Origin of the sequence: Flavobacterium sp. K5-23 (assembly GCF_023278045.1) — a bacterium.
Lineage (GTDB): Bacteria > Bacteroidota > Bacteroidia > Flavobacteriales > Flavobacteriaceae > Flavobacterium.
Map to the genome: position 1 here is coordinate 1,184,572 of NZ_CP056783.1, position 21,780 is coordinate 1,206,351.

Here is a 21,780-nt window from a genome sequence, read left to right on the forward strand (position 1 = left end):
AATATATATAAAAACAAATGGGCAGATCACTAAATATATTATTAATCGAAGATGATGCAATTGAGGTAATGAAATTCAATAGAGTTTTAAGCACCATGAATTCGAAACATAAAATTATTGAAGCCAACAATGGTGAGGAAGCATTAACAATTTTAAAGGTAAAAGAAATTATACCTGATATCATTATATTGGATTTAAATATGCCGAAAATTAATGGAATTGAATTTTTGGGCATATTAAAAGGGGATGAATATTTAAAATACATACCAGCTATCATTTTAACCACATCAAATAATCGGAAAGATGTTATGGAATGTTACAGAATTGGAATTGCTGGATATTTGTTGAAACCCCTTAAGTACGATGACTATGTGGATCGCATAAAAAAATTAATAGAATATTGGAGTTGTAACGAGTTAATATCTCAGTAAAGGATGTACGGAATTGTAAATAAAGCAATAGAGGAGTTAGTTACGGCTAATTTTGGTGAGGAAAAATGGGAAGCTGTTAAATTGCGCAGCGGAATAGATGTTGATTATTTTATCAGCAGCGAGCCTTATGACGATGATCTGACTTTTAAGTTGGCTCAGGCCGTTTCTGACGAAATGGGAATGACAGTGAGTGCTGTTTTAATTGCTTTTGGAGAATGGTGGGTTTTAAAAACTACAAAAGATAAATATGGTGGATTAATGGAAGCGGGTGGAAATGATTTGAAAGAATTTTTAATAAACTTACCACTTTTTCATAATCGAGTTATGCTAATTTATCCCAAATTAACTCCTCCAGAATTTAAAGTGAGTGATATCACTGAAAACAGTATCAATTTACATTATTTTTCAAAAAGAGAAGGTCTTCAGGATTTTGTAAGAGGTTTAATTCAAGGATTAGGAAAAATGTATAATACCCCAGTAGCTATTAATTTAATCCAAACTCGAGACAAAGGTAGCTCACATGAAATTTTTAACGTAATTTGGTAAAAAAAGATGGAAAAGTTAAGATTTGATTTTGATCAAAAAAACTTCAATAAACTATTCCCGTTTTATATATTAATTGATTCTGATTTAAAAATAAAGGGGTTTGGTGAAAGTTTGGCAAAGGCTTTACCAAAGATTAAACTTAATGATGATTTTGCGGCCTCTTTTGCCGTTAAAAGGCCCTATGTTGACACTCCTACTTTTGAAAATTTAGTTGCTGTCTTTAATCAATTAGTCCTTATAGCAACAACCTCTGAATCTGTTGATTTAAGAGGGCAATTCCAGGAACTTAACGGCTGTATTTTATTTGTGGGTTCTCCGTGGTTTGTTTCGATGGACCAAGTTAGAGAAAAAAAATTAACACTACACGATTTTGCTTTCCACGATCCTCTATTAGACCTACTCCATGTGTTAAAGACACAAGAAATCACTACCAAAGAATTAAAAGAATTATTAATTAAAATTAATAATCAAAAGAAAATATTAAAAAGAGATCAGGAGGAATTAAATAGACTTTCTCTTGTGGCGAGTGCTAATGAAAATGGTGTTGTTTTCACAAAGCCTAGCGGTGAAATATTTTGGTGTAATGAAGCCTATTTAAAGCTTACTGGTTATTCTAAAGAAGAAGTAATGGGGAAAACCCCTATTCAACTTGGCAAATGTAATGAAACTAGTGAGGAAGAGTTGCTTAAAATGATAGTCCCATTTGTAAATGGAGATCCGTTTAATGTTGAACATCTTCATCGAAGAAAAAACAGTAGAAACTTTTGGGTTAGAACTAAAGGACAGCCTATATTAGACTCAGATGGGGAAGTGGTACAGTACTTTGCTATGATTGAGGATATTACCATAAAAAAGAAACACGAAGAAATATTACGAAACGAAAAAGAGAAGTACAGCAACATTATTGCCAATATGAACTTGGGGCTGATTGAAGTTGATCATAACGAAAGGATTATTTTAGCTAATAATAGTTTTTGCGATTTTAGTGGATATAGCCTAAAAGAGTTAATAGGTAAAAAAGCATCTAGTTTGCTTCTAACAGACGAAAGTAGAGAATTGGTTAAATCTAAAAATAAATTAAGAACTGAAGGTATTACCGATTCGTATGAGTTACAAGTAAAGAATAAAAAGGGGGAGCTTAGGCATTGGTTAGTTAGTGGAGCGCCAAATTATGATTTAAACAACAAGGTGATAGGTTCAATAGGAATACATCTAGACATAACGGAGCAGAAAGAGCAAGAAGAAAGGTTATATTTACTATCCTTAATTGCTGAAAAAAATATAAATGCAGTTCTGATTTCAGATGTTGACGGTAATATTGAATGGGTTAATTCAAGTTTTGAAAAGATGTCAGGTTATACGAAAGAGGAATTAGTTGGGATAAAACCAGGTCATATATTACAAGGGCCCAAAACAAATCTTGATACCATTGCGTACTTAAAAAAACAAATTAGCAAAGGTCAACCGTTTAGTTGTGAAATTATAAATTACTCCAAAACGGGAGAGGAATATTGGGTGAAAATTCAAGGACAAGCTTTGTATAATAAGAAGGGCGAAATAGTTCGGTTTTTTGCTATTGAAGAAAATATTTCCAATAAAAAATTATTAGAAAGTAAAAGTCAAGAATTGGTAATAAGTCTTGCTAAGTCTAATAAAGAATTGGAAGATTATGCTCAAATAGTTTCACATGATTTAAAATCACCCTTACGCAGCATACATTCATTAATTTCTTGGATTAAAGCGGATAATGACAAAGTTTTTAGTGACCAAACCTTGAACTATTTTTCAATGATGGAAAATAAAGTGGAGAAAATGGATCATTTAATTGAAGGAATCTTGACTTATTCTAAAATTGATAAAGAGGACATGGCTATTGAAAAGGTTAATACTCATCAGATAATTCAGAGTATAATTGATATTATCCATATTCCAAAACACATTACTATTATTATAAAAAACACCTTGCCAATTATTAATGCTGATCGCTATAGAATACAGCAGCTATTTCAAAATATTATTGGGAATGCGGTAAATTATATCGAGAAAGCTATTGGTTTAGTTGAAATATCTTCGGAAGAATTTGATAATTATTATGTTTTTTCTATAAAAGATAATGGAGTTGGAATTGCGAAAAAAAATCACCAAAAAATATTTAATACTTTTCAATCGTATACTACAAGCGAGCATTCAACCGGTCTAGGTCTATCAATTGTTAAGAAAATTATCGAAACATACAAGGGTGAAATTTGGATTGAAAGTGAAGAAGGAGTAGGCACAACCTTTTTCTTAAAACTTAATAAATAAACCATGAAAATTATTCAAGCCTCTAAAAATGGAAATCAAAACTGGGATTATTTTCAAGAGAAAACAATTCTAAAAAATCCATTAGTCTTGGTTTTTGGTAATAGGTTTCTTTTAGAAAATGTAGAAGTTATAAATAATATTCGTCAAGAATTTCCATATGAAGATATAGTTTTTGGGTCAACAGCTGGGGAAATATTATGTTGTAATGTAAACGACAATTCTATTTCTGTAACTGCTATGGAGTTTGAAAAAGGTTCTTTTGTAGTTGAAAGAGAAAATATTCTAAACTATGATAAAAACGCAAAAAAGCTAGGGGAAGCACTCTATCATAAAATTCCAAAAGAAAATTTGAAACACTTATTTGTTTTATCTGAAGGGAGTTTTGTAAATGGTAGTTCCTTAATAAATGGGTTAGAAATCAAAATTGATTCTGCAGTTTCTGTAACGGGAGGGATGTGTGGTGATGATGCCCGATTTGAAAAAACAGTAGCTTCATACAAAGAGAATCCAAAAGAAGGAGAAGTAATTTTGATTGGATTTTATGGTGAAACATTAGAAGTGTCTTTTGGCAGCTTTGGCGGTTGGATCCCTTTTGGACCGGAAAGAATAATAACAAAATCAGAAGCTAATATTCTTTATGAAATTGATGATCAGCCTGCTCTTGACTTATATAAAAAATATTTAGGGGATAAAGCGGAAGAGTTACCGAAAGCCTCTCTATTGTATCCTTTAAATGTAACTCCAGAAGGTAAAAATGAACCCGTTGTAAGAACGATATTAAAAATTAAGAACGAAGATCAATCCATGACGTTAGCGGGGGATGTTCCAGTAAATTCTAGAGTTCAATTAATGACTGCGTCCGTTGATGGCATTGCAGAGGGTGCGCAAATCGCAGCAAAATTTGCTATGAAAAACCGAATAAACGCACCGGAAATTGCAATTTTAGTAAGTTGTATTGGTCGAAAATTAGTTATGAATCAAAGGGTAGAAGAAGAAATTGAGCAAGTTCGAGAGTCTATTGGAGAGAGGATTCCAATAACTGGATTTTATTCCTATGGAGAAATGGCACCTTTTAATGGGAGTACATTATGTGAACTTCACAATCAAACAATGACATTAACCTTAATAAGCGAATAATGAACCCATTATTAAAAAGGCAAATTGACAAAAAACTTAAAGGAGGATTGAATGATTTGGACCTTTTTCTAGAAGCAATTAATGATTCGTACAAAAATTTTGAAGATCAAATAGCATTATTGCAAAGGGCAATGAAAATTAGTTCTGACGAACTTTTTGAGGCCAATAAAAAATTGAGAGACGAGGCAGAGAGTCTAAAAGAAGTAAACAAAAATCTGGAGTTTATTCTTAATTCAATGAGTCTTGATGTGGAAATTACATCAAATGCAGACTCATTTAATTCAGCAGATTATATTCAGCAACAATCTGTAGAGATTGTAAAGATCAGTAGGCAAAGAGAGGAGTTGCTCTTAAATCTTGAAAAGCAAAATCAGGCTTTAAATGAATATGCCCATATGGTTTCCCATGATTTAAAAGCGCCATTGCGCAGCATTGATACACTTATAAATTGGTTTATCTCCGATAATGAGGAGATGATGGATGAAACTAATCTTAGATCATTAAATTTAATTCTTTCTAATGTAGAGAAAATGGATTTATTGATTAAAGGAATTTTAGATTATTCATCAATTGAAAAACAAGAAAAGGATAATAGAATAATTGACATAAATTTTGTGGTAGATGAAATTTTAATGACTACCAATGTGCTAGAAAATGTAGATGTTACTATAAAAAATCAATTGCCTAAAGTGTTTGGTAATGATCTTAGATTCAAACAGATATTTCGAAATTTACTTCAAAATGCCGTGAAATATAATAATAAAGAAATTAAAATTATTGAAATAGGTCATTCAGAAAATGATAACGAATTCTGTTTTTACATTAAAGACAATGGAATAGGTATTCCAGAAAAATACCAAACTAAAATTTTTGATATTTTTTCTAAATTAGAAAATAATGACCCCTCACCAGGTATTGGTCTTTCTATTGTGAAAAAAATTATAGATTTATATAAAGGAAAAATTTGGCTGGAAAGCCAAGAAAATATCGGAACAATTTTTTATTTTACAATAGCTAAAGGATATGGAACAGCCTAATTTAAATTATATAAACGAGCTTTCAGGAGATAATTTTGAATTCAAGAATAAATTAATCGGTATTCTCAAAAAAGAACTCCCAATTGAAATAGCAATTTATGCTGAGCAATTTAAAAATACTAATTTAATATTAGCGTCACAATCCGTTCATAAATTAAAACATAAAATTTCTATACTAGGTTTAGAAAAAAGTTATTATATTGCTGAAGAATATGAACGTAATTTAAAAAAAAACACTACAAATTTAGAGCCTGATTTTGAGAATATTTTAAAAATCATGCAGGAATTTGTGAATCATTTATAAAACTCCATGCCTTATGAATTGTATTATAATTGATGATGAAGAAATGGCAAGAGCTATTATTGTACAATTCATTTCAAAGAATACAGATCTAATCATTAAAGGTGAGTTTTCTAATGCTTTACAGGCCATTAAATATTTAAATCAAAATGATGTTGATTTAATATTTTTGGATATTCATATGCCTGATTTTACGGGTTTTGATTTTATTCAAACTATTAAAAACCCTCCCAAAGTAATTTTGATCACATCGGATAGTAATTTTGCCATTGAAGCATTTGAGTATAAATGTGTTGTGGATTATCTTGTAAAGCCCATTACCGAAGATCGTTTTCAAAAATCAATTCAAAAAGCAAATTCATATAAAATAAACTTCAATTCAAATGAATCTGCAGCTGTTTCCGAGGACAATATAAATGAATTTTATGTTAATATTGACCGTAGGTTAATCAAAATTGAAATTGCTTCAGTGAATATTGTTGAAGCCAAAGGAGATTATATTCATATCAAAACGGAGGGAAATAATTATATTGTTCACTCTACACTTAAAAAAATTGAGGATAAATTACCAAAAGATTTATTTTTAAAAGTGCATCGCTCTTTTATTATTAACACAAAAAAAATAATTGACATTGAAGACAATAGTGTCTTGATTGCCAAAGACGTAATTCCAGTAAGTCGAGCTAATAGGCCTGAATTAATGAAAAGATTAAATCTTTTATAATCTGCTCACCGTAACTTAATTGCATCTCACCTATAGTAAGTACGGAATAGACTAATACTTTTTTTTAATTTACATTGATTTCATAATTTCGAATAATAAATTTAGATTATTTAAATTAGAAATTTATGATGAACTTTACACTATATAAAAACGAAAATTCATTTTTTGGCTTAATGGCTCTTATTTGCTGCTTATTACTTTTTGGATTTGAAGTTAAAGTAAATGCGCAGACAGGGCCGGATTTTGGAGCGGTTTCTGAATTTGTACTTTTTTCGGGAAGCGGTGCAGTATCTAATACTGGAATTTCTATAGTGAAGGGTAATGTTGGATCGAATCTTGGAGTTATATCTGGTTTTACAACTCCTACTACTATTGATGGAAATATAGAAAATGTAAACCCAATTGCCGCACAAGCTGCTTTAGATTTAACGGCAGTCTGCGTTCAACTTCAAAATACTCCTGCAACAATTACAAGTCACATTCCAGTATATGGAAATGGAGAGACTCTTTTTCCAGGAGTTTATTCTCATGTAGCTGCTGTTTCTATTAATGGATCTCTGACATTAGATGCTCAGGGAAATCCCAATGCATTGTTTATTATTAAAATTGTAGGAGCTCTAACTACATCAGCAGGTGCGACTGTGATTTTGACTAACGGGGCAGTTGCTGAAAATGTAATTTGGATTGCTAAAGGTGCAATTGCGATGGCTGCAGGAACTACTATGACTGGTACAGTGATAGCATATGACGGAGCAGTTTCTATGGGAGCAGACAGTATTCTAAATGGAAGAATGTATGCCAATGTTGGCGCTGTCTCAATTTATGGAACAAAAGCAACAATTCCTACAGCAAATTTGTCTTATGCTTTTTTAGGACCTTATATTAATGTTGGTCAAGCAAAGGGTTTGTGGGTTCCATTAATGAAAGGGGATAAGTTTGATCCCAGTGATGACCAACAGTCAGTTGCTGACACTGATTTTGTAGGTAATGCTACATATGCAATGGTCGAAACTCAAAAAGAGACGATCAGCTTTACTGACGGATTAATGGATGACGCTTACTTTTTTAGAGTGAGAATGGGGCAAAGTAATCCTTCAACTTCTTTTTATTTGGGTATTGATGTTTCGGGGGATTTAATAGCGGATCTTTTTATAGAAGCAAATATGAAAAGTCAAACCCCTTATGTTTCTTTTCATAAAAGAGATTATTCGAAAACAGGTCTTTCACCGTCTCAAACTTCTTGGTTAAACGGAACAAAAAACAACGAATTCTTTTTGGATACAAGAAATGCCGATATATCTTCATATAGTGCAGGAACTGATATTGATGGTGGTAATAGTGGAATGGATTACTGGATAGAATTTGGTTTTACAGAAGAAAGCTTAAAAACATATGTGCTTAATAATTTTGGGTTGTCCATTACTGGAAGTTCTGCAATTGCATTGTATGGATTTACATCAACTAGTCAAACTTCTAATGGTGATATTGCAGGAGTAAATGATAAAGAGCCAGGAGTTTTGGATAAAACCTGGGAAGAATTAGGAGTTATCATAAATGGAACATTAGATAATATTGCATCTGGAGAAATTTTAACTCCGACAGTAGAAATTCAATCAACTACAGACACTACTCCAGTTATTTCTGGAACATGGGGAGGGGATATGTTAGGAGATGATCATTTATCAATTACAATAAATGGGATTACTTATTCTCAAGATATTTATATAAATAATACGAACTGGAGTGTTGCTATTTTATATCCTGAATTGTTGCCAGGAACTTATGAAGTTGTGGCTACTACAACTAGAACTTCTAATAATAAAACGGTTGCCGATTCAACAACTGCTGAATTGGTTATTCTAGGTACTGCTGAAACCACAACTGTAACATCTGCAAATGACGGAGGGCTAGAAAGCAATGGTGATTTAGCTAGTCTTATTGCCAAGAGAAGTTTCAACAGAATAAAAACAAATAGTTTTGCCAACAAAAAAGAGGCGCAAAAAAAGTTTGTTCCTTCTTCTCTTTTTTCTAAAACAACTGGTTCAATTGTTGAGTTTTCTTCTTTAATTCCTAATACAGGTATGCTTGGTACCGAAACCACATTTGTTTCCAGTCCGACAGATTTAATAGGAATCACTAATGCTCAGCAAGTATATTCGGTTGATTATTATCAAGGAGATAATAGAGTAGCGGCAGTTTTGGCTACGGCTACAGTCGGGGCTGTTTACAGTCACTCTAAAGCAATTTGTGACCGTTTGAATAATTCATCTCTTGAAAATATTATAACAATCAATCTGAGTGGATATGAAGTTATTTTGGTCGAATTAAAAAGAGCAAACGGACTTACTGAATATGCTGTGAATTTTTCTATACAACAGTTGACAGCAGCAAATAAACTTCACAGTTACTGGAATATAGAACAATATCCTGCAGGGAATTATCTTAATTTTCAAGTTTGGGGATCTTCAACAGCTCAGCTTTGCCATATTGCAAAAGGTATTATTTTTAAAATGCAACAACAAAAAACCTTATCTCCCGAAATGGTTGATAATAGGACTCCGACCGTTTTTGTGAAAAAGGGGTTTTATAAAAACGGTAAATTAAATTTGGCGATTATTAATAAATCAAGATCTTTCAATTTAACTTTTGAAGGAAATAAAAAAGCAACTGAATTAGCAACAACTGAATTGATTTATCAAAATGTAAGTTTGACGGGGGCTTATGAACAAAATGTAGTTTTAGATTTAGGAGGGATATTTGATATAGGTCTTTCAATCGTTGGAGATAAGTCAAAACAACTGGATGGATTATATTTAGCAGATGGCCCTTGGGGACTGGATTATTCCAAAACAGAAACAACCATTTCTTCATTTGTGATTGACAATATTGCAAATACTAGCATCGCCAAAGATCAATATGCCATAGAAAGAAACATCTCAGTTACAGGAGACATATTCGGTACTTTGAACGTTTTTAGAAACATTCTTCCAGGTGAATTAATGTTTGATGCCAGCTCATATTCAACCTTAGGATTTACGATTCAAAATTCATTGCCAGTAGAGGTAGTTTTAGTAACAGAAAACACAACTGACTGGAATAACAGATTGCGTTATCAAATGCCTGCAAACACATCACCGACTGAGACGAATGTTCTTTTTGATAAGTTTACTAATCCATTAGGACAGAAATATAATAATGAAAAAATAAAAGGAATTGTGTTTTCGGTGCAAGGCAATTATCAGGTTTTCCAACCTTTTACAGTTTCTGTTTCTCAGTTGATATTTAAAAATGAAAGTACGTTAAGTGTAGACAGTTTTGTTAATACTTTAGTTAAAAACATTTATAATTATCCTAATCCTTGCGTACAGTCAACAACAATTGTATTACCTAAAGTAACTGATAGTGTTAATGTGAAAATTATAGATATGACAGGTAGAACAGTAAGTAATAAAACCTTTATGTCAATTCCTTCTAATAATGAAATTGCAATAGGATTAGACAATTTGAAGAAAGGAGTTTATTTTTTTATTGTGACAACTAATGAAAAAGAGCAGTTCCAAAACAAGTTTATAATAAACTAATTGTGTTGTTGTTTGAAAGGCTGCCAGCCACGGGCAGCCTTTTTTTTGAATTCTATGTATTCACATTTTAGTTGTATTTTATTTAAAGATTAAAACAGGAGAGTAATAAATAGCATTATGAGAGTCAAAACTTACAATTAATGCGGATAAGTGTCTTTTGTCGATTAATTTATGCAGTTAAACTATTTTTTTTTATTTTAGGTATTGAAATATAAGAAGAAAAAGATGAAAATATTAGGATATACAGAAAGTTATAATGATGAGTCCAAGTTTTCCGACACTAATAATGGGTATTATTTAGTTTCTATAAAATGGTCTGTTTTAAATGATGAGTATATTACTTTTATAAGAAAAAGTGCTATAGCATACTGTTATAATTTAGATTGGGCTGGTCCTAAAAGTAAGTTTGAATTAGAACAATATGTGAAAAAAGAGGAAACAATTATTGTGCACCATTCATTAATACAACCCTTTTTGATTAAATGTTGTGTTGAAAAAAAGGATTGTTTTATGTTGCCCAATACGGATGAAGTGAGGAAAGTAATTGGTTTTAAAAACACTGACTTACAGCTAGTGATATAGAAAAAGTAATACAATTACTTGTGATTTTCTACCTTGTTTAATGCAATTATAATAACTGTATCTTCAATATTTCACTTATAAACATCGCTAAGCTAATTGTTTTAGAGAATAAAAAGCCAAAAAGGTTGTCTTTAATGCAACCTTTTTGGCTTTGCTATTTACCTCTAATTTAATTTAAAAATAGGTTTTTCAAAGAGACTCCATTTTAATCTTAAACCCATTTCAGTATATGTAAATCCTGCCACGGATACAGAAGCAATATTACTCTTGATTCCGTAAATATTTGCTAATAAACGATCAGAGAATTTATAACCTAATTTGGCCTGTACTCTATAAGTCCATTGTTTATCATTGTTTTCTATAAATTGATACCCAGTAGCTAGATTCGCGTTATAGAACCAACTGTTTACTTCGGCGATTTTCTCGTCTTTAAGCAATTCTATAAAAACTTCAACAGCATTAAACTTACTTGGACTAAAATAATCAGTAGGCACTTGGTTTTTGAAGGCAATGTACTGGTAGTTCAATCCTCCTTTTAAAACAGGACTAGACATAAAGTTGTAATAGAATGAAGTAAACAAGAGGTTACGGGTATTGTCATCCGTTTGTGTAGTGTAAAAATATTGCGTAAACCATCCAAAATTAAAATTGGTGCTTAGATTGTAATTCAGGTAGTAATTATTAGCAGCGATTTCTTTGTCAATCAAATCAGAGTTGAAATTTTGAATTTCTCTTTTATAACCTATTTCTAAATCTTGTAATTTCATAGGTTTTATTTTGAAAAACGTATGTATTAAAGCTTGGTTGTACGAGCTGGTGTTAGAATTCGCTGATGTTACTCCTGCGTTGAATGTGTAGCTAATTTTTGGGTGGAATTTGTAATTCACTCCTGCTAAGAAATCGTTCGTTTTCGCACTAGCTTTAGAAACTGTATTTTCCGTTTCTCTATATTGGTAACTTGCATTAAAGGCCAATTTAGTAGATACTGGAATAACAATTGAAGTAAGAGTAGCTTTGGCAGTGTTTTTACCGTTATCAAAGGCATAAGAAAGTTTTTCCTCAAGTGTTGGTGTGTACTCTTCGTTTATTTTTTTTAGAAAGTTTACAGCATCATTTTGATTTTTAAAAATTTCCAATGTTTTAGCAACTGCATCTAATGATTTATGAGTTTCTCCGTCTGCATAATAAGCATTAGCAATTCCAAGATTTCCATCAAAGGATTTTGAATCGTTTTCTAAAATCGTTGAGTAATATCCAATACTTTCTTTAAAATCACTACGGTAAACAGCTAAGGTTGCAGATAATGCTAATAGCCAATTCTCATTTTTATACTGCGTATTTAATTCTTCGATCTTGGCCTGAGCCACTTTGTACTTTTTATTCCAAATCAAAGCTTGAACATAACGTTCCTGAGTTTGTTTGGCTAATGCTTCATCAGTATTCCCAACTACTTTTTGTACCGCTTCTTCTGCTATTTCTAATGCTTTTTTGTCTTTACCGTCAATATGTTCAATTAAAGACAAGCCGTTTAAAGCGATAATAGGATCGCTTTTTGCAATTAAAGTGTAGTTTTCTTTTCCCTTTGCTATGTTTTTGGTAATCAAATATAAGTTGGCTTTGTTCAGCAAAGTCTCTTTGTCATTAGGGAAGTCTGCTAATATTTCGTCGTAAAAAGCATCCGCTTCGGGATATTTTTTTTCATTTACCTTCTGATTAGCGTATCCTAATTTAATGTATTTTCTTGAAATCAAAGCCCCTGGATTAGCGGGGGATAGTGCTAAAGCTTTGTTGACATTTATTAACGCATCCCTATATTCTTTTAAATTAGACAGCGTATTTGCAAATCCAAGATGAGCCACAAAGCTAGTTGGGTTTTTTGCTACAAGGATTGTGTAGAAGATTTTGGCTTCATCAAATTTTTTATTCCATAACAAGGCTTCTGCGTAATTGAGCTCAATTTCCAGATCGCCAGGATTTTCTTTTTTTAAATCAATAAATAATTCTAAAGCTTTTTCGGCTTGTTTATTAAGACCAATTGCTCTAGCATAACACAAACGTGCAGTTTTGTTTTGAGGATAGTCCTTTAAAATATTTTCGAAGAATACTTCTGCTTTATCAAACTCCCCTTTTTCAAGATTACCAAATCCCTCACTCATTTCTTGAGCATTGATTACATTACCTAAAATAATGAAGAGAAGAAAAAATGTTTTTTTAAATAATTTCATTCGTTTTGATTCTTTATTTATATGGTTGCAAGTTAAGTATAAACCTACGATATTTCACCTACAGAAAGAGGTCATTCATCGAAACATTAAATATAGTTATAGCAATCTGGCTGATATTTGTATCATTATTAACAAGTAAAACAAAATAGTATGTCAATTCAAATACAATATAATGCAGGGGTTTACGAAATCAATGGTTTGTTGAATTCTCAAAATTGTGTATATTTAAAAAATCATTTTGAAATTCTTATGAAAAATTCAAGAGGAGTAGTACTTTCTTTAGACAAGATTGTTGATATTGATTGTTATTCAGTAAACAGTATTGTTTCAATGTGTAAGAAAGCTTTTGTAGATAACAAGTCATTTTATATTATTGGTAGTAAAAACAAAAAAGTATTCGAACAATTTAGCGCGCTGCAATTAAATGATTTTTTGCTTTAATCTTTTTTTGGTTTTAAATAAGTTTTAAATGAAAATAACCTCAAATTCAATTTTATCTTTTTCAAAAAAAATAAGTTCGGAGCAACTTTTTATGATTACCATACTTTTTGTGAATGGGGGAAATTATATTTATAATTTATTGTTAGGACGTATATTAGGTCCTGCTGAATTTTCGGATGCTGCAATTCTAATTACATTGTTGCTTATATTATCTTTTGTAGGGATGACTTTTCAAATTGTAACAGCAAAATATGCCGTTTTGCTTGAAGGTAATATGTTGTTTTCTTTTGTTAAATTCATAACAAAATACGCTGCTTTTTTTGGTGTTTTGTTTGGTATTCTTATTGCTTTTTTTAATAAAGAATTGCAGTTTTTATTTCATACTAAAACGGCATCGATGTTCTTTGTTTTTGGTATAGGGATACCTTTGTATTTTTTTATGAGTGTAAATAGAGGATTGTATCAAGGTAAAAATTTACTAAATAAATTATCTATTACCTATCAAACAGAAATGATAAGTCGATTGGTTCTGACTATGGTTGCTATTTTTCTATTTCCTAAGGTGCCAACATCATTAATTGTAGCATTTGGAATTTTATTTTCATTTGTATTTGGTATATTCCCTTTTAATAAAACTGTTTTCAAAAGCTTTAAAGTTGCTTCAAGCCCTGATTTAGACACAAAGTCCATCACTACTTTTTTTGCATTAACAGCTTTTTATGAACTGACGCAAATTATTATAAATAATAGTGACATTATATTAGTTAAGCATTTCTTTGATAATAAACAAGCGGGTCTGTATGCTTCATTAGCACTTATTGGTCGTGTAGTCTATTTTGTTGCTTGGATGTTTGTTATGTTGTTATTACCCAAGGTAATTCAAATGAAAAAAGACAATCAGGATACTTTACCTATTTTGTTGAAATATGTAGGTTATATAGTAATACTTTCAACTGCAATTGTTGTTTTCACAGCATTGTTCCCTGAATTTGTGGTAAATGTTATGTTTGGTAAGCAGTATGTGTCAATCTCTTTTTTGTTGTGGAAATATGCATTGGCTACTTCACTTTTTGCTGTAGCAAATATTTTTGCATATTATTATTTGTCACTTAATCAATATTTCCCAGTAGTGGTTTCGGCAATATTAGGCTCTGCCCAAATTGGATTAATCATTGGTTTTCATAATTCCTTAGAACAAGTAGTACACATGCAAATTATTGCTATGGTTTTGTTATTGTTTTTTCAATTGTGTTATTTCTTTTATAGTAACAGAAAATCAATCATTTAGATTATTTAACTTAGTGTTAAAATTTTTAGTATATTCAAACCTGCAACCCAAATCTAAAATACATGAAAATTGCTATCGTAACAGCTTTTCCCCCTAGTAAAGTAACCTTGAATGAATATGGTTATCATTTAGTGAAAAATTTTGTCAAGAAAGATACCGTTTCTCAAATGGTTTTAATTTCTGATAAGACTACCGAGTCCAAATTGATGGATTTTGAGAACAGTCATAAAATAAAAGTTAATGAATGTTGGGAGTTTAATAATTACGGCAATATTATTTCAATATATAAAGAGATTCTTAGAGAGAAGCCAGATGCTGTTCTTTTTAACCTGCAATTCATGAAGTTTGGAGACAAAAAAATCCCTGCTGCATTAGGATTGATGATTCCGATGTTGCTTCGATTTAGAGGCATTCCTACTGTTTCATTATTGCACAATATTTTGGAACAAGTAGATTTAGAAAGTGCGGGGTTTACCGATAATAAAATAACTCAAAAAATTTACAATTTTATTGGCACTACCCTTACTCGCTTTATTTTAAAATCTAATACCGTAACAGTAACTATAGGTAAATATGTGGATGTTTTACAATTGAAATATAAAGCTAAGAATATAAAAATGATACCACATGGAACCTTTGATAGTATAGAGGAGCCCTCTTTTGAATTAGCGCCAGGACCAAAACAAATAATGGCTTTCGGGAAATTTGGTACTTATAAAAAAGTGGAAATTCTTATTGAAGCGGCAATAATTATGAGACAGAACAGTAATGAACCAATTGAAGTTGTAATTGCGGGAACTGATAGCCCTAATACACCCGGTTATTTAGTAAGTGTTCAAGAAAAATATAAAGATATTGAAGGGATTACTTTTACGGGTTATGTAGAGGAAAAAGATGTAGCTCGTATTTTTAATGATTGTACGGTAGTTGCTTTTCCATATACTTCTACTACAGGAAGTTCTGGTGTGTTGCATCAAGCCGGTAGTTATGGTAAAGCGGTAGTAATGCCTGATTTAGGTGATTTAGCTTTATTGGTTAAAGAAGAAGGGTATAAGGGTGAATTTTTTAACCCTGAAAGTGCTGACTCTTTGGCGAAAGCGATTGAAATTATTTTTAATGATGATAATTATAGAAAAAAGATAGCTATGGCTAATTTTGAAGCTGCAAGTGCTTTATCTATGGATAAAATCACTGATATGTATATGGATAGTTTTAATCAAATTATTAAAGCGAAAAATTAGTTCGAAATATATTGAAAAGCGGGTTTGTTTTTACCATTAGTATCAATAAACCCAAATTTTTTCTGTCTGTTTTTTTGCCAAGGCCATTTTCCTGCAACTTGATCAGGTACATGTGGAAAATCGTATAAGGTCCAAGACATAAAGGAATAATTATTTTTCTTGAAATAATTTTGCATTTTTTGATGATATTTTGCTTGTTTTTTATCACTTCCTTCCCAGAAATTCCATACACCTCCATAAGAGGGTACGCCAAATTCTTCAATTACAACTGGTTTTTTTGTTGCTTTAACCAAAGTATTTGTTTCATATTCTAAATGCTTAATGTCATTGTAGAAGTGATACGATATAATGTCTACCTTATTTACCAGATTAGTAGCTTCAACCGAGTTGGACCATCCTATTGTAATTAAATGATTGGGATCGTTTTCTTTAACAACAGTTATAATGTGTTCAAGCCAACTTAATACATTGTTTTTGTCTCTATTTTCAAAATCCAAGTTGGGTTCGTTTTTTATATCCCAAGCGATTATCGCATTATGATTTTTAAAAACCGATACAATTTGCTCAGCATGTCGGTGTGTTAAAGTCCAGCTCTCTAGAGTGTAATCACTATAAAAATCAAAAAGAGTTACTACAACAGCTAGTTTTTTGGCTTCAGCCAAATCCAATAAAATCTTTAGTTTGTCAATCTTTTCTTGAATTATTTTGGCTTTGCCAAAGTCGTCATATTGTATAAAAATTCGAATGGTGTTGAGGTTGGCTTTTTTTATAATGTCAAAATCTTTTGCAATTGTATCTTTGTTGAATAAAGGCCCAAAAGTATCCCAAGCTGAATTTTTTGGGTAATAGTTAATCCCTTTTAGAATAAAGGGTTGATTATTTTTTAAAATTTGGTTCCCTTTTGTAGTGTAAACAGGTTTTGCTTTTATCGTATCTGTTTTAAATGGTTCTGGATTCATTTTTAATAAATGGCGAACTCTCCAAAAACCATCTTCCAAAAGCATCATTACTTTGTATGTGGCAGTATCTTGTATGCTTGTAATCAATTGGTCATTATGGTATATTTTTTGAAATTCAACAACGTTTTTATCTGTGAAAACAACTTGTTGACCATCTTCACTATAAAACTCTAGCTCAGGAAAATGTTTGATTGTGGTGCTCTTTATGGTAATGCCGTTTGTTTTATTGTATTTGATGTTTTTGTATAAGTTTTGTCTAGCATTTTGGGTATAAAAATCCTCGATACCTTTTGTGGTATTTGAATCAAAAGCATTGTTTTTTACATACCATGATAAAAGATAATCTTTCTCTATTTTATGAAGAGTGTTCTGTTCTATTTTTCTACCAGGATTGATTAAATCTACCCAATTTACTTTGGGGAGATACGTATCTTCTGTTGTTTTTTCAAGATGTAAAATGGTGCTTCTGTCGGCTCCAGAATTTAAATATTCCAAGACTTGGCTAATTCCTAATAACAATAAAATGTTAACTAGGATAAAACTGCCAATAAGTACAGACCTATATATGTTTTTGTTGTTAATTATTGACATATTGGATGTTTTTAGTTTTTTTGGTTACCCCTAAAGTAGTGATTTCAAAACGGTATTTCTTTTCTTTATAATAATCTGGAGACAAATAAAAAGAGGTAATTCCTTTGGAGGACTCTTGTTGAATAGTTTCTAAAAGTTTGTTGTTGTAAAATATCTTTAAAACTACTTTTATTCCGTCAGGAATTAATTGATTCATAAAACTTTTTATAGGTCCAACTGTGAGGGTTCTTTTGTTTTTCGAAAACGAATAATCAAAACTGTTAATCACAGATTTGTACGCTATTGTAATAGTGTTGCTTTGTGCAATACCAGTAATGTATCCTTTTATAGTATAAGTTTCAGGATGATCGGGGTGCAATATTTGAGCAGTTGCAATACCGCTTATAGTGGTTCCGTAGGACTTTAATACCATTTTGTTATTGTTCTCAATATGAAAAGCCACCAAAGTGCCATCACTAACTAAATTATTATATTCATCCTTGATTGTGTTAGTTTTTAGAGTTGTGATTTGATTTCCATCGGCATATTCATGATTTTGAGAATAATTTATTTCGAAATCTGTAGCTATTGAGGGGTAGATGTCTGTTTCAACTTCTTTAGTGGAGGTTTTGTCGCATACGCTGCTGACTAGCATTTTTCCAGATTTGTTTTTGGAATAAATATTTTTCCAAGCAATAAAATCCTTTGTTTTTTCAGTCTCAACGGTTGTCGTATTCAGGAACTGATGTTTAATTAATACGCTTGTATTATCTTCTTTTGGATTGTCGTAACTATCTGTTGGAACAACTACCATCATGGCAAAATGATCTTTACCAGTTAAGATGGTTCTTGGTCCTAAATAATTTTCAATTAAAGTAGTTGTTGCGTTATTAGGGGTTATTTTAAAATTTCCATTTAAGACACTTTTATTGTTTTCGATTAAATACCAAGAGACTATTCCTGTTTTTTGGCTGTATGTATTAGGTATTCTGAAACTCAATTTTCCTTTTAAATTTTTGGGTTTTAGTACTGTTTTTCCATAAGAGGTAACTATAAATAAATTAGTATTACTCGTTTTTGTAGTTGCCGAAAAATTAAGTGCAATTGATTTTCCCGCTACATAGTTTTTTGTAGTTGTTAGTAAAGTAATAGCATTAATCTCTTTATTTGTTATTGTTGTGGAGAAAACAAATAAAAAGAAAATTAAAAAAGGGAGTGCTATGTAGAAGATTTTTTTCATTATTTTGGATTTCCTATATAGTTATTCATTTCGATTTTTATGTATTTAAATCCTTTGCCTTCTGTTTTTTGGAGCTGATCTTCATGCTGTTGTTTACTTCGGGTTGGTATAATTGTTCGTGCAAGATCTCCATTAGGTAGGCCATTTACAAAACAATTTTTTAGAGACGATTTTAAAATTTTGCATTTTGTTAAATCTAATAATGCATAATCAAAATACTGTTTGCGTTGTACACGGACTCCTTCACGCAAAAAATAATGATCTACATACAACAATTCTTTTTGAGTATTGTAATAGGAAATTAACAGTTCAGGAACTGTAACGTCTTGGATTCCATAATTGAATAGTGTTCCTTTTAGACGCATATTTTTGACCTCTAAATCGGATAAAGTGACTTGGGTGTAAAAATCTGTTGTAGCAACGTTTCCTGCACTTTGAATGTCAAATTTTACTGGAATAGCATTGAGTTTTATTGGTGAATATTCATTTGGATTGAAAGAAGTAGGTTTAATATCTTCCTTATTTACCCAAGATATTTCTTCAAAATTAACTCTAAAACTGGTTGTTTCTTTTGGCATTAATTTGTGCTTTATTACATACTTTGCATTAAAAGTGGCAAGAATTTGGTCGTTTTGATTGTATATAGTTGACTTTAAAACTACATCAGCGGGGCTGTTATCAATATTTTGTAATTCACCGATTATTATATACTCATTATTGTATTTGATGAGTTTAGCAGATAATATTTCTAGCTCAGGTTGTTTTAAAACATCATCATGATAGGTTTGTTGTGTCGATATTTTTCGTCTTCCGTGTTTGAAAAAAGCAGTTGTATTGCTTGCTAGAAATTGATCTGGCGGAATGTCTAAATCCATTTTTAGGGGTAAAATATACCATTTTCCATTTTTTTTAATTGCTTGATGATGGAAGTCTTTGTTTATGATTTCTAATGGTGTAATCCATTTTGTATGGGCTATCAGTTCTGAATTAGTTTTTGATTTTTTTACAATTTGGACATCAATAGCATCTAATTTTGCATACGAATTTAAGATGCCATCCGTAACGGAAGTTTCCAACATAAATTGAGAAATTGATAATTTTTTATCTGGATCGATATACGAATGTGCTTTTTCGTATTCTTTAAAATCCAATGCATCATAATAGGCCCTTACAACATTTTGCGGGCTAATTTGAGTTGCATTATAGGTGTAAAAATCATATAAACAATAGCCAACAATAACCAGTAGGAATAAGGCCCAAAGATGTAACATCGTTATTAGCTTAAAAGAGAATTTTTTATAAGTTAGCCCAAATTTAAAAAAATCAGGTTTTGCAAAATATTTGAGCTTCAATGCTTGATAAATAGCCAATTGGATGTTTAAAACAAATGCAATTATCACTGTAATCAAGGGAATAATACCCCACATTAGTTTTTGATAAAGAGGCACTTCATCTTTAGGTAATATTTTAGATAAGGGTGGGACATTTAATTTTTCCCAAACCATAATGCCGTTTTCTAATTGAGAAAGGCGGTGCCACCCGCAAAAATAAAGGATTGGATCGTAAAATTTGTCATTAGAAAAAACATATTTAAGGTTATATTTTTCGGGTACAGTAAGAAATTGTTGCAATGATCCAATACCTTCAACCCCTCTGAATTTTGAATTTTCCAATCGTTCTATAGCTCGTGAAGTGAGTTCAGGTAATCTTCGAGCCGAATGGTAATCACCATCTACAGTCATGGCTTTTGTTTGAGAGGACAAGGTTGCCATTTGGTCTCCAAAACCTAAAGGCAAATACCGCCATTGATCGTGTTGGTCTTGATTTAGATAATTAACTAAAGGTAAGGTGTCTATTTTTTGAGGTTGAAAAGGTCTAAAATAACCTAACGTAATTGTAAATACAGCTATAAATAAAAAAGCACCTGAAAATAAAGCACTAATAATACGATGGTAAACTGAACCAAAACGCAGCTGGATAGCTTCTTTTAAATCTCCTTCAGCTAATCGATATATAAATTCTCCAAACATTGGTAAACTCATAATAGAGGCCCAAAGTGTAAAACGGTCTAAGGTTAATATATTAAAGGCATTTTCACCAAGTATCATTAATGGAATTGGTGTTGTTCCTCCTGTTCCCAAAATTAGCAGCAATGAAATTGATAATCCAAAAAAGAGATAACGTTTGCTATAATAACGATATAAAATATAAGGTAGGATAAAAAACAAAATTCCCCATGGTATAACAAAAAACATTAATCCTGAAGAGGTGACCTCTAAGAAATTGTCTCGACTACCGTGTGGAATAGGGACTTGTGTAATGGGATTATTCTTTGAATTTACCCAATAAGGGAAGATGCAAAATACAATCAGAACTAGAGAGCTGGCCCCGAATAAAATAATTCTTTTAAATAAAAAAAAGAAAGACTGTAGAAATATTTTGAATTTCACCTTTTTGTATGAGCCAACTTTTTCTTGTGAAAAATCCATTATTACCATTCCAATCAAAGGAAAAATAAAAAAAATCATTCCAAAAATAGGCGTTACATGGTGTGAAGTAATAGTTACAGCCAAAAGGGACAATGAGGTAAAAAGGTATTTGTATTTACCTGTTTTTAACCAAAGGTAAATTTCAGGAATACAATGCATGAGTATAGAAATACCAATAATACTCGGGAGTTGACCGAATATATGTAAGGTCTCAATAAAAGAGGACGAAAATACAGCAAGTATAGCTGCGTATCCTGAAACTGTTCTGTTGCCTGTAATTGTTAAGGAGAATCTATAGACACCAGTAATAAATAAGATTATTGAAAGGATAGCAACCGTAAACAGTCCGAATTTTAAACCACCAATTAATGAAAATAAACCAATAACTTGATGTACTAATGGAGGATATCCCATTACACTAAATCCAGTGTACCAGCTATAATTCCACGGTTCAAACCAACTATGGGCATAATGATTGGCAAAAAACATATGGATTAATGCGTCATAGGAACTCTCCAAAGTAAAAAAAAGAGCACTAGTGTGAAAGACAATTCCAATGAGTAAGGCGACAATTAAATATTTATTTGTTTTTTCTTTCACTAAGGTTATTTTATTTGGAGATATTGTAAATGTAATAATAAAAGGACTTGTTCCATAAAGGAATGTTAGAATATGTGTTAAAAA

16 protein-coding genes are annotated in these 21,780 nt (G+C 31.3%); 12 read left to right on the forward strand and 4 right to left on the reverse strand.

The genetic code is table 11. The features are described 5' to 3' along the window. The first annotated feature begins 17 nt into the window (after positions 1-17). The 9 genes from FLAK523_RS05285 (at position 18) to FLAK523_RS05325 (ending at position 10,643) form a co-directional block, all read left to right on the forward strand. Positions 18-431 carry a response regulator gene (locus FLAK523_RS05285; protein WP_248907307.1) on the forward strand — a complete coding sequence of 138 codons (414 nt, stop codon included), beginning with the start codon at positions 18-20 and terminating at the stop codon, positions 429-431. 3 nt (positions 432-434) lie between these two features. Continuing rightward, entirely contained in the window at positions 435-977 is a 543-nt protein-coding gene (locus FLAK523_RS05290) for a heme NO-binding domain-containing protein (RefSeq protein WP_248907309.1), read from the forward strand. 6 nt (positions 978-983) lie between these two features. After that, the gene (locus FLAK523_RS05295) at positions 984-3,281 is read left to right on the forward strand and encodes a PAS domain S-box protein (protein ID WP_248907311.1); all 2,298 of its coding nucleotides are present in this window, start codon (positions 984-986) and stop codon (positions 3,279-3,281) included. A gap of 3 nt (positions 3,282-3,284) precedes the next feature. After that, positions 3,285-4,418, forward strand: a complete 1,134-nt coding sequence (locus tag FLAK523_RS05300; protein WP_248907313.1) for an FIST signal transduction protein — start codon at positions 3,285-3,287, stop codon at positions 4,416-4,418. Beyond that, entirely contained in the window at positions 4,418-5,455 is a 1,038-nt protein-coding gene (locus FLAK523_RS05305) for an ATP-binding protein (protein WP_248907315.1), read from the forward strand. The genes FLAK523_RS05300 and FLAK523_RS05305 overlap by 1 nt, the downstream gene beginning before the upstream one ends. Next, entirely contained in the window at positions 5,442-5,759 is a 318-nt protein-coding gene (locus FLAK523_RS05310) for an Hpt domain-containing protein (RefSeq protein WP_248907317.1), read from the forward strand. Before FLAK523_RS05305 ends, FLAK523_RS05310 begins: the two co-directional genes overlap by 14 nt. 13 nt (positions 5,760-5,772) lie before the next feature. Next, positions 5,773-6,480, forward strand: coding sequence for a LytTR family DNA-binding domain-containing protein (locus FLAK523_RS05315; RefSeq protein ID WP_248907319.1), 708 nt, complete (start codon positions 5,773-5,775; stop codon positions 6,478-6,480). Positions 6,481-6,605: 125 nt separating this feature from the next. After that, the gene (locus FLAK523_RS05320; RefSeq protein ID WP_248907321.1) at positions 6,606-10,061 is read left to right on the forward strand and encodes an ice-binding family protein; all 3,456 of its coding nucleotides are present in this window, start codon (positions 6,606-6,608) and stop codon (positions 10,059-10,061) included. A gap of 225 nt (positions 10,062-10,286) precedes the next feature. Then, on the forward strand, positions 10,287-10,643 hold the full coding sequence (locus tag FLAK523_RS05325; RefSeq protein WP_248907323.1) for a hypothetical protein: 357 nt from the start codon (positions 10,287-10,289) through the stop codon (positions 10,641-10,643). 164 nt (positions 10,644-10,807) lie between these two features. On the opposite strand, the gene FLAK523_RS05330 is transcribed toward FLAK523_RS05325, so the two are convergent. Beyond that, entirely contained in the window at positions 10,808-12,868 is a 2,061-nt protein-coding gene (locus FLAK523_RS05330) for a hypothetical protein (protein WP_248907325.1), read from the reverse strand. Between the two features lie 150 nt (positions 12,869-13,018). On the opposite strand from FLAK523_RS05330, the gene FLAK523_RS05335 reads away from it, so the two are divergent. The 3 genes from FLAK523_RS05335 (at position 13,019) to FLAK523_RS05345 (ending at position 15,838) form a co-directional block, all read left to right on the forward strand. Next, entirely contained in the window at positions 13,019-13,309 is a 291-nt protein-coding gene (locus tag FLAK523_RS05335) for a hypothetical protein (protein WP_248907327.1), read from the forward strand. A gap of 28 nt (positions 13,310-13,337) precedes the next feature. Continuing rightward, complete coding sequence (locus FLAK523_RS05340) at positions 13,338-14,597, forward strand: oligosaccharide flippase family protein (protein WP_248907329.1); 1,260 nt, start codon at positions 13,338-13,340, stop codon at positions 14,595-14,597. A 62-nt stretch (positions 14,598-14,659) separates the two neighbouring features. Beyond that, positions 14,660-15,838: a glycosyltransferase gene (locus FLAK523_RS05345; RefSeq protein WP_248907331.1), complete on the forward strand. Its 1,179-nt coding sequence runs from the start codon at positions 14,660-14,662 to the stop codon at positions 15,836-15,838. Here the strand turns inward: FLAK523_RS05345 and FLAK523_RS05350 are convergent. Genes FLAK523_RS05350 through FLAK523_RS05360 form a run of 3 tightly spaced genes read right to left on the reverse strand, consistent with a single transcriptional unit; the run spans position 15,835 to position 21,696 of the window. After that, on the reverse strand, positions 15,835-17,388 hold the full coding sequence (locus FLAK523_RS05350) for a glycoside hydrolase family 2 TIM barrel-domain containing protein (RefSeq protein ID WP_248907333.1): 1,554 nt from the start codon (positions 17,386-17,388) through the stop codon (positions 15,835-15,837). The two genes, FLAK523_RS05345 and FLAK523_RS05350, sit on opposite strands and share 4 nt — an antisense overlap. Further along, complete coding sequence (locus FLAK523_RS05355; RefSeq protein WP_248907335.1) at positions 17,375-18,607, reverse strand: hypothetical protein; 1,233 nt, start codon at positions 18,605-18,607, stop codon at positions 17,375-17,377. Before FLAK523_RS05355 ends, FLAK523_RS05350 begins: the two co-directional genes overlap by 14 nt. Next, positions 18,607-21,696: a hypothetical protein gene (locus tag FLAK523_RS05360; RefSeq protein ID WP_248907337.1), complete on the reverse strand. Its 3,090-nt coding sequence runs from the start codon at positions 21,694-21,696 to the stop codon at positions 18,607-18,609. Before FLAK523_RS05360 ends, FLAK523_RS05355 begins: the two co-directional genes overlap by 1 nt. Positions 21,697-21,780: the final 84 nt, after the last annotated feature.